Origin of the sequence: Streptomyces cynarae, assembly GCF_025642135.1 — a bacterium.
GTDB classification, from domain to species: domain Bacteria; phylum Actinomycetota; class Actinomycetes; order Streptomycetales; family Streptomycetaceae; genus Streptomyces; species Streptomyces cynarae.
On the sequence record NZ_CP106793.1, the window covers coordinates 8,502,686 to 8,517,254 of the forward strand.

Below are 14,569 nucleotides of genomic sequence, written 5' to 3' on the forward strand. Positions count from 1 at the left end.
CATGGCGGACCAGATGCACGCCAGTTGACGGGGGAGCGTTTCAGCCGGCGAGTCGATCAGCGGAAACCAGCCACCGCCAGCGTCGACGCTCTGTGACGAGGGCGGCGGCAGCCAACAGGGTCACTGGGACCGCAGCCCACGCGGGCCAGGCCAGCCACGAGGAGGCCACGGCCGCGACGAGCTGGAGCAGCACCAGCAGGATCGTCGCCCAGCCCGGCACCGCGATGATCACTTGGGCCTTGTCCCCCGGAGTGGCGAAGAGCGTGGGAAGGCCGATCAAGGCCACCACGGACAGGGCGGCAAGCGGCCAGGATCGGCCGGCCAGAGCCCAGGGCGTGGCCACCCATGCGACGAGTTCCGTCGCGAAGCGCAGAGCGGACGCGATGGGGTCGTCCGGTCGTGTCGAGGTCGTCTCCCCACCAGCAGCGTCGGTCACCTGCGGACGATCTCACGGCCCGCGGCGCGGCCGCCAGGGGGGCGGCGGCGCCGCCTCACCACCCACCGCTTCATGAGCCGTGGGCGCACACGGGTCCCGCCCGCCGGTCGGCCAGTGCTCTCACCGGGGGTGGTACGTGCTCGGCCAGGCGTTGTCATACCCCCGGTGTAGTGTCCAGGCCGGAAGTCAGGCTCATGCTCTGCGGGTGACGGAGGCGCGGGGATGACGAGTACGACAGGCGGGCCCGTGGTGGCGTTGTCCCGGCGCATCGGGGCCCCGGCGGGGGAAGTCTTCCGGATCCTGGCCGACCCCGGACGGCACCCGGACCTCGACGGCTCGGGGATGCTGCGCCGCGGCGGCTCCGGCGTCATGCTTTCGGGTGTCGGGGACGTCTTCGTGATGCGGATGCACTACGAGCGGTACGGGGACTATGAGATGAACAACCACGTCGTCGAGTTCGAGCCGGGCCGCCGCATCGGCTGGGAGCCGAGACCCGGGCGTGGGCACCCGGACGCCTCCAGGCCGGGGGCCGCATGGGGGCACCGGTGGATCTTCGACCTGGTCCCGCAAGGAGCCGGGGCGACGGTCGTCACCGAGATCTTCGACGGTTCGCGCCTGCCGGAGGACAAACGCGCGGAAGTGGTCGACGGGCGTGCCTGGTGGCAGGCGCAGATCGCGAGCACCCTGGAACGGCTCGCCGAACTGTGCGCCGCCCGGTGAACACCGAACTAGCCGCCCTCAAGGGTGCTTTGGACCGTCAGCGCGAGCACGTCGTCGGGATCCTCGAAGGGCTCTCGGCGGACGACTTGCGGCGGCCGGTGCTGCCCAGCGGCTGGAGCTGCCTGGCATTGCTGCGCCACCTCACCCTGGATGTCGAACGCTTCTGGTTCCTGGGGGTGATCGCGGGCGAGCCGCATGTGGCCGACCAGCTCACTGCGGGCGCGGAGACGCACTGGTACGTGCCCGAGGGGATGAGTGTCGAGGAGGTCTTCGCCGACTACCGGGCGGCCATCGCGCGCGCGGACGCCGTGCTCGCCGCCGCCACGCCCGAACAGGAGCCCGCCGCCTGGCCCGTGGAGATCTGGCCGTCCTGGCGGCTGCCTGACGTGCGGCACATCCTGATCCACGTGGTCACCGAAGTCGCCTGCCACAGCGGCCACTTGGACGTGGTCCGCGAACTGATCGACGGCACGACCTGGCTCGGCGGCAGCCCTTACGCCGGCTAGGGAGTCTCCGTCCGGAATCAGGGCTCGACCTGGGGACGGCCGTCCAGACCGACGCGTTGTGGGGCTACCTGGCCGCCGTCGGCGCAGTGGGCGCCGTCGCCATCGTGACGGCCGCGACCGCCCCCCCCGTGCCGGGGCGAGCAATTGCCCCGACCGATGATGGCCTCGGGAGGGTTCGGTCACACGGCGGCCCTGTTCTGTGCCTGCTCGAACTCGGTCAGGGGGTCGCCGCCGGTGTGCCAGGGCCAGCCGGTGACCGTGCCACGGAGTGTCTCGAAGACCGGACGGGCCTCCTGCCATCGGTCGGCCGTCGTCAGCGCGTAGGCGAGGAGGTTCAGGTCGGCAAGGGCCGCGGCATGGCGGAAGAACGCCGGTTGGACCCAGCTGTGGGCCGCACGGTCGAGAGCCTGAGCCGCAGGCCCGTGGGACCAGTGGTTGCGCGCCACCAGCGCTTCGATGCCGCCTCGCGCGAGGACGGCGTGGTACTGGAGGACCTGGGCGGTGAGTTCCGTCGCCGCGCAGGGCGCGTTCGCGGGCATGCGGGCGCACAGGGCGTCGACGAACTCCAGCACCTGGATGCGCGAGCCGGCTTCCTCGGGGCTGAGATAGCGCAGCATGCTCAGGTACGCCTCGCGGTTCCAACGGTCGCGCGCCAGCACCTCGTTCCACACGGCGAACACCTGCTGCTGCTCCCAATGCTGAAGGCGGGACACTCCCAGCAGCACCACCCAGGGAGTGGGGTCTTCCGGTGCGAGCTCCGCGGCCCGGAAGCAGCTCCCGGTGACCTCGGACGCGTCCTCCAGGCGACCCTGGGAGCGGCCCTGTACGAGCCGCGTCCATGCGTGCAGGACGAGTGCATTCGCGTTGCGGGGCTCACGCGTGGCCCAACTCGACGGCAGATACGACGCGGACAGGTAGTCCGCCAGGACGGACATGCGGTGGGTACGGCGGTCCCAGTCGTCCGTGTCCTGGTTCATGAGGCGGGACATCTGGGCTATGCACAGGTCCGTCGTAGCGATCGTGCCGGTCTTGGTGGTAGCCAGAAGGGACTTCAGGAGTCGGCGCAGGGGCTCGTCATCGAGTTCCGGCGCCAGACGTGCCCTTCTGCGGCGGCTTGAGAGAAATGCCATGTTCGTAGGCTAAGGACGGCCCGCTGTGACACAAGGTGTACGCCAAGATCGTTATCAGTTGCCGTGCGGCCCAGCGTGCGCCTGCTTGTTCGGCGAAGACGAGCCGGGAGCAGGCGCCGCTGTTCTTGCAGCGCCGGGGCGGGCCGCGGCGGTGCGGTCTGCCGCCACCGGTCAGGAGTAGGTCCAGCGCCACCTGCTGCCGCTGCGTGCGCAGGTGATGCTCGTACCGCTGGCGTCCGTCGTCGATGCTCCGTGGTCGCTGTTGCGGCAGAACTGGCCGGCGGAATAGCAGTTCCCCGAGTTGGAGACGATCGAACAGGTACCCGAAGCGCTCTGGCTGTCACTGTCGCTGCCGGACCCGGAGTCGCTGTCGGTGGCTGCCTGCGCGGTGACGGTCACCTTGACCTGCACCGTCTTGGTCACAGTAGGCGTCGGCCTCGGCGCAGGCGTTGCGGTTGCTGTCGCTGTGGTCGTCGCAGTGACGGTTGCGGTCGGCCGCGGCTGACTGGCCGCGGTCTTGACGCTGTTGCCATTCTGCCCGCCGGTGCCGGCGCCGATACCGAGGAAGAAGGCGAAGCCGATCGCTGGCAGCACGTACCGCTTCCGTGCCCACTTCGGGGCCGGACGGAAAGGCGGAGCAGGCGGTGGCGGCGGTATGTACGGGTTGGCCATGTGTCCCCCCAGGACGAGTCAGAAGCGACGACGGTAGCGCCTGGGGCGCGACTCGCGGGAGAGGTGTGGAGGAGTGGTGATCATTCTGTAACGGCGGTGGCGGCGCGGCGTCCCCAGCCCGCGCACACGCCGGCCGTGACCCATGCGCCCGCCGTAACGGAGGCGCCGGAGCGTGGCTCATGCGCCCGCAGTGGTCAAGGCGCCGGCAGTGACCAAACAACAAAAAGGACCTGGGAAGCTGCCTCCGGACGAGACAGCAGGTCGGCGGTCACCCCGGCCGCGACTTCTCGGGATCCTGAACCAGCGACCCGCTGGGAGTGCGGGGTGGCGGCCGTGCAATCCGGTGGCGACTGCGGACCGTATCTACTGATGTGCAGAGGTTTCGGTTCTCCGTGGGCCGTCTCCCGGACGAGGCTCTGCTGTCCGGGCTGGCCACCGGTGATCCGGAGCTCGCCATCGGCTTCGTACGGAGGTTCCAGCACCGGGTCTTCGGTGTCGCGATAGCCGTCACCGGGGATCCGCAGCTCGCTGAGGACATCGCCCAGCAGACGTTCGAGCGGGCGTGGCGTCATGCGCAGATCTATGACTCGCGCCGGGGGTCGGTGATGACCTGGCTGACGACCATCGCCCACAACCTTGCCATCGACGCCGTCCGGTCCCGGCGGCCGGAGCCGGTGGCGCCCGAGGACCTGGACGCCATGCTGGACGTCGTCAGCGAGACGCCCGAGCATCGGGCACTCGCCGACGAGGCGTCTTCCCGGCTGCGGGCGGCCGTGGCGGAACTCCCGCGCGAACAGGGCCGTGCCCTGGTGATGGCGGGTATCTACGGAATGACGGCCCAGCAGATCGCCGACTGGGAGAAGATCCCGCTGGGCACCGCCAAGACGCGCATCAGGGCGGCGATGGGAAAGCTGCGCACCACCCTCGCGTCTCCGAAGTGAGGCGACCATGTGCCGTGACGTGACCTGCGAGCAGCTGCGGGAGGAGGGCCCCGAGCTGGCGCTCGGCGTGCTGCCCGCGCGTGAGCGGGCCGGGGCGGTCGCCCATCTGGACCAGTGCGCGGACTGCCGGGAGTACGTCGAGGAGCTGACCCTCGTCGGGGACCGGCTGATCGGGCTGCTGCCGTGCGGTGAGCCGCCGGTCGGGTTCGAGACCCGGGTGGCGGAGGCGCTGACGCAGGGCGCGGCGGCGCGCGAGGCGCGTCCGCAGGCCCGTGCGTCCGGCTTCACGCGCCGACGCCTGCGGGGACGGGTACGGCTGAGGGCCGCCTCTGCCATGGCCGCGCTGGCCCTGGCCTTCGGGTTCGGGGGCTGGGCGGTCGGCACGGCGATCGAGGGCGTCACGACCGGGCCTTCGCACCCCGCCGAGGCGGGAGCGCGCATGCTCTGGGCGGGGCTGACGTCCCCGCGGGTCAGCCAGTCGACGGGCGAGGTCTTCGCCCATCCGGGTGCGCCGGGCTGGGTCTACATGACCGTCGACCTCGCCGACGCCGGCATTCCGTACAGCGGTGCGGTCTCCTTGCAGCTGGAGCGCGATGATGGCACCTCGGTCCGGGTCGGCAGCTTCACCCTGCACGACGGCTACGGCTACTGGGGCGGCCCGGCCCCCGTCGACCCCTCGGCGCTGACCGGCGCCCGGTTGACGTCGTCCGACGGCAGGGTGCTCGCCACGGCCCACTTCGACGCCTCGCACCAGGCGTAGGGGGTGGGCGCCACGTCCGGTGGTGGACGGCCCTCACCCTCCCTGCTCCTTCTGCTGTACGAGATGTGTGCCCGAAATGTGAGAAAAGCTACGAACGCTCAATACGTCAGCGCGTGTGATTCGTATAAAAGGCATGGGGTCAGAATCGAAGCTCGTGTCAGGCGCACGCGAAAGCGCAGCCGGCAGCAACCGACCAGGGGGTCAGGCCGCCGTCGACGAAGCGCCGGCCGATGCGGGGCCTTCCCCGCCCCTCCAGGCGATTCGACGAGGAGAGCCGGCCGACCCGCTCGTCGCCGAGGACATGGAGCAGGCTCTCGCACAGGTGCTGGCCGAGGTCGTGGGCATCGAACAGGTGCCGGCCGACAGTCATTTCTTCGACGACCTGGGTGCCGATTCCCTGGTGATGGCACATTTCTGCGCGCGCCTGCGCAAGAGGGCGGACCTGCCCTCGGTCTCGATGAAGGAGATCTATCAACACCCCACGATCCGAAGTCTGGCGGCAGCGGTGCCCGACACCGCGCCCACGCGCACAGCCCCCGCGTTCACCCAGGCTCCGGGTCGGGAGCCGCAGACGGCCACGGGCGCCCCGCCCGGTGACACAGCCGGCACGACGGAATACGTACTGTGCGGCATCCTTCAGGCCCTCGCCTTCCTCGGCTACACCTACCTCGCGGCGATGGCCACCGCGTGGGGGTACGAGTGGATCTCCGCCAGGTCGGACCTGCTCGCTGTGTATGTGCGGTCGGTGCTGTTCGGCGGTGCCGTCTTCGTGGGGTTGTGCGCCCTTCCGATCCTGGTGAAGTGGACGCTCATCGGCCGGTGGAAGCCGGGGCAGATCCGGATATGGTCCCTGGGATACGTTCGCTTCTGGGTCGTGCGGACACTGATCCGTACGAACCCGCTGACGTTGTTCGTCGGCTCGCCCCTGTACGTGTTCTATCTACGGGCACTGGGCGCCGACATCGGCCGAGGTGCCGTGATCCTCTCCCGCAACGTGCCTGTCTGCACCGACCTGCTCACCATCGGTGAGGGTTCCGTCGTCCGCAAGGACTCGTTCTTCCTCTGCTACCGCGCCCGAGCGGGCGTGATCGAGCCGGGCCCGGTCACGATCGGGAAGTCGGTGCTGGTCAGCGAAGCCACGGTGATGGACATCGGGACGGCGCTGGGCGACGGAGCCCAGCTCGGCCATGCCTCCTCGCTGCACAGCGGGCAGGTCGTGCCGCAGGGCGAGCGCTGGCACGGGTCCCCCGCACAGCGGACCGAGGCCGACTTCCAGGTCGTGGGCGAGACGCCGCACGCCACGCTGCGCAGAGCCCTGCACAGCGCACGGCAACTCGCGACAGCGTTCCTTGTGTATGTGCCGCTCGCGGTCGGTGGCACCATCATGTTGCTCGTCGCGGTTCCGGAACTCCACACGGTCATCGAGCCGGGGCCGGCGGTCCTGACCAACGGCACCTTCTACCGTGATGTTGCGGTGGCCGCCGCCGTGCTCGTCCTCGGCGGCCTCATCCTCGGCCTGTTGCTCGTCAGCGCTCTTCCCCGTGTGCTGCGTCGCGCCGTCGTACCAGGCCGGGACTACCCGCTGTACGGATGGCGCCACTCCATCCACCGAGCCGTTTCGCGACTCACCAACAGGCGAAACCTCACCCGTCTGTTCGGTGACAGTTCCTGCATCGTGCACTACCTGCGCGCCATCGGCTACGACTTCTCCCACATCGAGCAGACGGGGTCGAATTTCGGCACGGAAGTCAGGCACGAGACGCCCTTCATGAGTTCCGTCGGCAGCGGAACGATGGTCGCCGACGGCCTGTCGATCGTGAATGCGGACTTCTCCAGCACCGCTTTCCAGGTGTCCCGGGCGTCGATCGGGGCGCACAGCTTCCTGGGAAACCGGATCGCCTATCCGGCGCGGGCCCGCACCGGCGACAACTGCCTTCTGGCGACGAAGGTCATGGTGCCTGTCGACGGACAAATCCGGGAAGGCGTGGGGCTGCTGGGCTCACCCAGTTTCGAGATCCCCAGGACGGTCCTGCGCGACAGCCGGTTCGACCGGTTCAGGAGCGGAGAAGAGCTGCGCCGCGGCCTTGCGGCGAAGAACAAGCACAACGCGGCCACCATGGGTTGGTTCCTTCTCTCGCGGTGGATCTACCTCACGTGTGCCGCCCTGCTCGCTGCCGGGGCGGCCGACACCTATGCCCGGCTGGGCGTGCCTGCCGTCGCACTCGCCGATGTACTCGTTGTCGTCTTCACCGCGGTGTACTTCGTGCTGGTCGAGCGTCTCGTCATCGCGGCGCGCCGTCCAGGTGCCCTGTACTGCTCGATCTACGATCCCCGGTTCTGGTGGCGTGAGCGGTACTGGAAGGTGCCGTCCGAGACGTATCTGCGCTTGTTCAACGGCACTCCGTTCAAGAACGTGATCTGGCGGCTCCTGGGCGTCCGGATCGGGCACCGGGTGTTCGACGACGGCTGCTACGTGACCGAGCGGCCGATGGTGACCATCGGCGACGCGTGCATCCTGAACGCGGGCAGCATCATCCAGTGCCACTCGCAGGAGGACGGCACGTTCAAGTCCGAGAGCACCACGCTGGGTCGCGGCTGCACGATCGGTGTCGGTGCCCTGGTCCACTACGGCGTGACGCTGGGCGACGGGGCGGTGCTCGCCGCGGACTCCTTCCTCATGAAGGGAGAGGTGGTCCCGCAGAACTCCCGGTGGGGCGGGAATCCGGCCCGCGAGCTGGAGCAGGGCGACGACGACGTGGGAAGGAGCAGCCGATGACCCTCGTACCCAACGCCCCTGTGCTCGAGCCCGGGGACGAGGAGTTCTGGCGGTCCGTCCTGACCCGTGGCGGGTTCACCACTGTTCCGCGCTGGACGCTCACCCCGGTGCCGGGCGTGGCACAGCACGAGGTGCAGATCCCCCCGGACGTCATGGCCGCAGCGCGCCGGTTGGCCGACGACATGGCCGTGCCGCTCAACTCGGTCCTGCTGGCGGCGCACGCCAAGGTACTGGCCGCCCTGTCCGGCGAGCGCGACGTCACGACCGGCTACATCGCCGAGCCGGACACCGGGCCGCTGCCGTGCAGGCTGACAACCCATCATCCCCACTGGAGGGCACTGGTACGGGAAGCCCGACGTGCCGAAACGGGGCTGCTCGCGCACAAGCAGGCCGCGGTCGAGGACCTCGAGCGCGAGTTGCAGTTGCCCGGTCGCCTGAGCGAAGCCTCGTTCGCCGCGTTCCCGGCCGACCGCGAGGCGGCTGCCGCAACGGCTGTTGCGTTCCGCGAGCTCCCCGCCGGCACCGTATGGCAGGTCATGTCCACGTGGAGCGACAGCGGACACACCCTGCGGCTGCGGTACCGACGCGATGCAGTGGACGCCCCGTGCGCCGCGCGCATCGTGGGCTACCACCTGACCGCCCTGGCCCTGATGGCCGCCGATCCCGCCGCCCGGCCCGGGCAGCAGAGCCTGCTGTCCGCCGAGGAGGTTCGCCTCCAGCTCGAGGGACTCGCCGGGCCGCGGCGCAGGCTTCCGCAGAGCTGTGTCCACGCCCTGATCGAGCAGCGTGTACGGGACCACCCCAACCGCGTATCCATCGTGCACGGTGACCGGCAGTGGACGTACGCCGAACTCAACCAGCGTGCCAACTACGTGGCTCGAGCCCTTCTCGGGCTGGGGGCGGGACGCGAGGATGTCGTCGCGGTGGTGACGGAACGCAACGTGGACTGGGCGGCGGCCGTCCTCGGAGTCCTCAAGGCCGGGTGCGTCTACCTGCCCGTCGAGCCGCGCTTCCCCGCCGACCGCATCGCGGCCATGCTCTCGCGTGCCGGGTGCCGGCTGGTGCTGACCGAGCCCGGCAGCACCACCAACCTCTCGCGAGCCGTGGACGCACTGCCCGGGGCGCGGACCCTGCTGGTCGAGGCGGCCTACGGCGCGACGGACGCGGCCGGTGACCTGGACCTGGACGTGCGCCTGGACCAGCTCGCCTACATCTTCTTCACCTCCGGCTCCACCGGCGAGCCCAAAGGCGCGATGTGCGAACACGCCGGGATGCTCAACCACATCCACGCCAAGATCGACGACCTGCGGATCGGCGAGGGCCAGGTCGTCGCCCAGACGGCGCCTCAGTGCTTCGACATCTCCCTGTGGCAGTTGTTGGCGGCGCTGGTGGCCGGCGGTCGGACCCTGCTGGTTCCCCAAGAGGTGATCGAGGACGTCCCTCGATACCTCGACACGATCGCCGAGGGCCGCGTCAGCGTCCTGCAGGCCGTGCCCTCGTACCTCGACGCCGTGGTGTCCTCGCTGGAGAGGTGCCCGCGCGAGCTGCCGGACCTGCGGTGCGTGTCGGTCACCGGCGAGGCCCTGAAGAAGGACCTCGTGGAGCGCTGGTTCCGCGCCCAGCCGGGGATCAGGCTCGTCAACGCCTACGGGCTCACCGAGACGTCGGACGACACCAACCATGAAGTCATGGACCAGGCGCCGGACACCGACCGGATCCCGCTCGGCCGTCCGGTGAACAACGTGCGGGTCCGCGTCGTCGACGACAACCTGTCACCGGTGCCGCTCGGCGCACCCGGCGAGATCGTCTTCGCCGGAGTCTGCGTCGGCCGCGGCTACGTCAACGATCCGGAGCGCACGCGCCAGTCGTTCACGACCGATCCCTACCGCACCGGCGACCGGCTCTACCGAAGCGGCGACTACGGCCGCTGGCTGCCCGACGGCAAGCTGGATTTCCTCGGCCGCCGGGACAGCCAGGTGAAGGTCCGCGGGTTCCGCGTCGAGATCGAGGAGGTGGAGAACGCCCTGCTGAAGGTGCCCGGCGTGCGCGCCGGCGCGGTCACGGTCACCCAGAACGACCGGGGCGGGCGCCTGGTGGCCTTCTGCTGCGGTGAGCATCCGCCTGCTGACGACACCGTGCGACAGCACCTGAGCAGGCACCTGCCCGCCTACATGGTCCCCTCGTCCTTCCACTGGCGCGATCACCTCCCGCTGACCGGCAACGGCAAGGTAGACCGCAAGGCCCTGGCATCGCTCGCGGGGGAACTCGACCACACCGGACCTCACGACACCTGCGTCGCAGCGGCGTCGGACACCGGCGAACCACCGCGCACACCGACCGAGGAGCGCCTGGCCGCCGCCTGGGCCACGGTGCTCGGCATCCCGCAACACCGGATCGGCCGGCAGGCCCACTTCTTCGACGACGGCGGCGGCACCTCGCTCACAGCGCTCCAACTCGCCATTCGGCTCGACCGCACGGTGTCCCTGAAAGACCTCACCCACCATCCGGTGCTCGCCGACCTGGCCCGCCTGCTCGACGTCCGAGCCGCGTCGTCCCGAGCCGCGTCGTCCCCGACCGTTTCGTGAACCGCTGGAGGCGGTGAGAGATGTCGTCCTCATTCACCACACGACCGGTCGATCCGGACCTTCGGCTCGGTCCCGTACCGATCGTGACCACCGGCCCGACCGACGATCCCGACCGCTGGGCGGCCGAACACCGGGGCCTGCTGCGCAGCCTGGTCACCGAGCACGGTGCCGTCATGGTGCGCGGTCTGGGGCTGCACGACGTCGCCGGCACCGCGTCCGTCTTCACCCGGCTGGCCACCGGGCTGATGGTCGAGACGGAGGCGTTCGCCGCACGGCGCAGCTACGGCACCGGCGTGTACTCGTCGTCGACGTGGCCGCCCAACCGGACGATGTGCATGCACCACGAGCTCAGCTACGCGCTGCGGTTCCCGGGCCTGATGCAGTTCGCCTGCCTGGTCTCGCCCAGCCGTGGCGGTGCGACCGCCCTCGCCGACTCGCCGACCGTACTCGCCGCCCTGCCGGAGGCACTCGTCGAGCGGTTCGAGCACGAGGGCTGGTTGCTCGCCCGGAACTACAACGACGACATCGGAGCCTCCTGGACCGAGGCGTTCGGAACCGACGATCGCACAGCCGTCGAAGACTACTGCCGCGCCGCCGCCATCGAGTTCGTCTGGCAACCCGACGGCGGCCTGAGCACCAGGCAACGCCGCAGCGCCGTGATCCGTCACCCGCTCACGGGGCGGCGCTGCTGGTTCAACCAGATGGCGTTTCTCAGCGAATGGACGCTGGATCCGGAGATACGCGAATACCTGGTGGATCTCTACGGGTCGGACGGGTTGCCGTTCAACACCCGTTACGGCAACGGCGACTCCATCTCACGGGACACCGTCGACCTCATCAACCAGGTCTACCAGGCCCACACCGTACGCGAACCGTGGCAGGACGGCGACCTGCTGCTGGTCGACAACCTGCGCACCGCGCACAGCAGAGAAGCCTACGAAGGACCGCGCGACGTGATGGTCGCCTTGGCCGACCCGGTGCACCTGCACGACTGCTCGCCGACCGTGGAGGTGATGACACGATGACCACCACCTGCTCGCCCGCCGCCCGGCTCACCCCGTCCGGGACGCCACGGGTGCCTCCCTTCGCCGTCATCTCCGGCGCGCAGGTGCAGCGCGCCCTGCAGGGGCGCGAAGAGCACATCGTGGAGCTGGTGCAGGTCGCGTACCGGCTGCACGCCGCAGGAGACTCGGTAAACCCGCCGTCCTCCTTCCTGCGTTTCCACGACCGTCCCTCCTCCCGGATCATCGCGCTGCCCGCGTCGCTCGGTGGTGAGACACGGGTGGACGGCCTCAAGTGGATCTCCAGCTTTCCCCAGAACGTCGAGGGCGGCATCCCGCGGGCATCGGCGGTGCTCATCCTCAACGACCATGACACCGGCTACCCGTTCGCGTGCCTGGAAAGCTCGATCATCAGCGCCTCCCGGACAGCGGCGTCGGCCGCGCTCGCAGCCGACTGGCTCAGCCGGAAACGGCCGCGCCCGACCCACCTCGGCTTCGTCGGAGCGGGTGTGATCGCCCGTTACATTCACACGTTTCTGGCCGGCACGGGCTGGTCGTTCGAGAACGTCGGAGTGTTCGACCTGTCGCCGGACAACGCGAGGGCCTTCCGCTGCTGCCTGGAGCAGTCGGGGGCGGCGGGGCCCGTCACGGTGCACGACAGTGCCGAGCAGGTGATCCGCCTCAGCGACCTGGTGGTCTTCGCGACGGTTGCCGCGCGTCCCCACGTCCACGACCCGGCGTGGTTCGCGCACGATCCGGTGGTGCTGCACATATCGCTGCGCGACCTGGCCCCCGAGGTACTGCTCGCCTCGGCCAACATCGTCGACGACGTGGAGCATTGCCTGCGAGCCGACACCTCACCTCACCTGACCGAACAGCTCACCGGGAACCGGCAGTTCCTCGACGGGACGTTGGAGGACGTCATGGCCGGGCGCGTCACACCGCCGCCGGACCGCCCTGTGATCTTTTCACCCTTCGGCCTGGGAGTGCTCGATCTGGCCGTCGGCAAGTACGTCTACGACCAGGTCGCCGAGTCCGGAGGACTGAACGTCATCGACGACTTCTTCCACGAGCTGAACCGCTACGGATGAGCGGCCCGCGGCACGGCGCACCGAGCCGCCCTTCGATCCACGGAGGCCATCGTGCCAGTCATATCCGATCCGTACAGCTTCAACGAGGAGGACCTCTACGTCGACCTGCGGTCGATCTGCGGGCAGCCGCTGTTCCTGAAGTGCGAGGGGTTCAACTTCGCCGGCTCCATCAAGCTGAAGCCCGCCAGGGAGATGGTGGAGGCCGCGGAACGGGCAGGGGTCATCACACCCGACTCGGTTCTGCTCGAGTCCTCGTCGGGCAACATGGGCGTGGCCATGAGCGTGATCGCGGCCAGCAAGGGTTACCGGTTCCTGTGTGTGACGGACTCGCGCTGCAACCTGTCGACCCGGTTGTTGATGGAGGCACTCGGCGCCCATGTTCACGTCGTCACCGAGCCCAGCCCGCACGGCGGTTTCCTCGGTGCTCGCCTCGACTACATCCGCAGGCAGTGCGCTCGCAGCGGGAGATACGTGTGGCTGAGCCAGTACACCAACGCGAACAACTGGAAGGCGCACTATCACCGGACGGCCCCGGCGATCGCGCGCTCCTTCCCCGGTCTTGACGTGCTGTTCGTCGGAGCGGGCACCACCGGAACGCTCATGGGCTGTGCCCGCTGGTTCCGGCACTGGCACCGCCCCGTGCGGATCGTCGCGGTCGACACCGTCGGTTCGGTGACCTTCGGCGGAGCGCCGGGCCGCCGGATGCTTCCCGGCCTGGGGATGAGCATGCAACCGCCGCTGCTGGACGCCTCGTACGTGGACGAGGCGATAGAAGTAGAAGAGGCCGACACCATCCGGGCCTGTCACCGCCTGGCCAGGCACGGATTCCTCTTCGGGGGCTCCACGGGCACCGTGGTCAGCGGGGCGGTCGACTGGCTGGCCCGAGGTGACCGGCCGGCCCTCACCGCGGTGGCCATCGCTCCGGACCTGGGGGAGCGCTATCTCGACACCGTCTACCAGGCCAACTGGATCCGGGATCTCTACGGCGACGCCGTTTTGGGCGACGACGTCGTGACCAGTGATGCGCAGCTGCGTACCGATGTCCCTGAAACCAGGCCGGCATCCTCGGCCCGGTCGTCGGGCAAACGGTCGTAGGCGCCGTACGCGGAGCTCTCGGCACCTGACAGAACCGACGTGCCCCCGAGGCGGTCAGGGGGGCGGTGGCGTCGCGGCCGTCACCGGTCTCCCATGCCCGACCGGAGCGGCCCGACCCGCGCCATGGTGACGGCCGTCAGCACAAGGCCGGCGCCCACCACGAAACACCCGTCGAGACCGGTCGGCGCCCTCTCGTCGGCGGCCGCCCGCTCGATCAGACGCCCGTGAAAGCTCCCGTCGGAAGCGTGCACGGAGACGACGTGCACGGTGACGACCACATCGGTGAAGTCGAGCCACGTACGGGTCAGCGCGAACCACGCCTTGTAGATGCTCTCCTCGGCACTGAAAAGGACCCGGTCCCAGCAGACGGGCCCCGAGGGCAGGGCTTCGAGAGCCGCCCGTTCCGCAGCGGCGCTGATCGCTTCCAGGACACCGGCCGGCAGCGCCTCGTGAGGCTCGGCATCGATGCCCACCGCCGCCAGGTCCCGCCCCAGCGCCACTGCCGCCGCGCAGTAGCCAGGGCAGTGCGTGATGCTGCCGACGATTCCGCGGGGCCACACCGGTTCCCGATGCGCCCCGATCAAGACCGGGGCTGTCGGCAACCCCAGAGCTCGCATGGCGCGCCGGGCGCAGGTCCTGCCGGCGGCGAACTCCCACATCCTGGCTTGCGGGACCCGACCCAGAGCCGCGACCTCCTCGGGCAGGATCCGCACGTCGTCGTCGCGCCCCATGATCTGCGCGGCACGGGCGACGGCCGGCAGCAGCCCGCCCATCGACACCACCGGCTCGGGTACGGAAGGGACGGACATGGCACACCCACCCCACCGCTCGTACGCACACAGGCGCGCCCGTGAAC

13 protein-coding genes are annotated in these 14,569 nt (G+C 69.7%); 9 read left to right on the forward strand and 4 right to left on the reverse strand.

Features of this window, described 5'->3' with window-relative positions; translation table 11 throughout:
* Positions 1-40: 40 nt before the first annotated feature.
* Positions 41-436, reverse strand: coding sequence for a hypothetical protein (locus tag N8I84_RS38405; protein ID WP_263234161.1), 396 nt, complete (start codon positions 434-436; stop codon positions 41-43).
* A 222-nt stretch (positions 437-658) separates the two neighbouring features.
* Between N8I84_RS38405 and N8I84_RS38410 the strand changes: the two genes are divergently transcribed.
* Together N8I84_RS38410 and N8I84_RS38415 are read left to right on the forward strand one after the other, a co-directional pair.
* The gene (locus tag N8I84_RS38410) at positions 659-1,156 is read left to right on the forward strand and encodes an SRPBCC family protein (RefSeq protein ID WP_263234162.1); all 498 of its coding nucleotides are present in this window, start codon (positions 659-661) and stop codon (positions 1,154-1,156) included.
* A complete protein-coding gene (locus N8I84_RS38415; protein WP_263234163.1) occupies positions 1,153-1,662 on the forward strand; it encodes a DinB family protein in 510 nt (169 codons plus the stop codon). The genes N8I84_RS38410 and N8I84_RS38415 overlap by 4 nt, the downstream gene beginning before the upstream one ends.
* Before the next feature lie 179 nt (positions 1,663-1,841).
* Here N8I84_RS38415 and N8I84_RS38420 read toward each other — a convergent pair whose 3' ends face one another.
* Positions 1,842-2,792, reverse strand: coding sequence for a hypothetical protein (locus N8I84_RS38420; RefSeq protein WP_263234164.1), 951 nt, complete (start codon positions 2,790-2,792; stop codon positions 1,842-1,844).
* A gap of 171 nt (positions 2,793-2,963) precedes the next feature.
* Positions 2,964-3,464, reverse strand: coding sequence for a hypothetical protein (locus N8I84_RS38425; protein WP_263234165.1), 501 nt, complete (start codon positions 3,462-3,464; stop codon positions 2,964-2,966).
* Between the two features lie 392 nt (positions 3,465-3,856).
* Here N8I84_RS38425 and N8I84_RS38430 point away from each other — a divergent pair, with 392 nt between their 5' ends.
* From N8I84_RS38430 to sbnA, 7 genes are all read left to right on the forward strand, one after another.
* Positions 3,857-4,405, forward strand: coding sequence for an RNA polymerase sigma factor (locus tag N8I84_RS38430; protein WP_390898997.1), 549 nt, complete (start codon positions 3,857-3,859; stop codon positions 4,403-4,405).
* Positions 4,406-4,412: 7 nt separating this feature from the next.
* Positions 4,413-5,165, forward strand: a complete 753-nt coding sequence (locus tag N8I84_RS38435) for an anti-sigma factor family protein (RefSeq protein ID WP_263234167.1) — start codon at positions 4,413-4,415, stop codon at positions 5,163-5,165.
* A gap of 301 nt (positions 5,166-5,466) precedes the next feature.
* Entirely contained in the window at positions 5,467-7,941 is a 2,475-nt protein-coding gene (locus tag N8I84_RS38440; RefSeq protein ID WP_263234168.1) for a Pls/PosA family non-ribosomal peptide synthetase, read from the forward strand.
* Positions 7,938-10,526, forward strand: a complete 2,589-nt coding sequence (locus tag N8I84_RS38445; RefSeq protein WP_263234169.1) for a non-ribosomal peptide synthetase — start codon at positions 7,938-7,940, stop codon at positions 10,524-10,526. The genes N8I84_RS38440 and N8I84_RS38445 overlap by 4 nt, the downstream gene beginning before the upstream one ends.
* A 20-nt stretch (positions 10,527-10,546) precedes the next feature.
* Entirely contained in the window at positions 10,547-11,551 is a 1,005-nt protein-coding gene (locus N8I84_RS38450; RefSeq protein ID WP_263234170.1) for a TauD/TfdA family dioxygenase, read from the forward strand.
* Entirely contained in the window at positions 11,548-12,618 is a 1,071-nt protein-coding gene (sbnB, locus tag N8I84_RS38455; protein WP_263234171.1) for a 2,3-diaminopropionate biosynthesis protein SbnB, read from the forward strand. The genes N8I84_RS38450 and sbnB overlap by 4 nt, the downstream gene beginning before the upstream one ends.
* Before the next feature lie 51 nt (positions 12,619-12,669).
* On the forward strand, positions 12,670-13,713 hold the full coding sequence (sbnA, locus tag N8I84_RS38460; protein WP_263234172.1) for a 2,3-diaminopropionate biosynthesis protein SbnA: 1,044 nt from the start codon (positions 12,670-12,672) through the stop codon (positions 13,711-13,713).
* A gap of 80 nt (positions 13,714-13,793) precedes the next feature.
* Here the strand turns inward: sbnA and N8I84_RS38465 are convergent, their stop codons facing one another.
* Positions 13,794-14,522: a 4'-phosphopantetheinyl transferase family protein gene (locus N8I84_RS38465; RefSeq protein ID WP_263234173.1), complete on the reverse strand. Its 729-nt coding sequence runs from the start codon at positions 14,520-14,522 to the stop codon at positions 13,794-13,796.
* Positions 14,523-14,569: the final 47 nt, after the last annotated feature.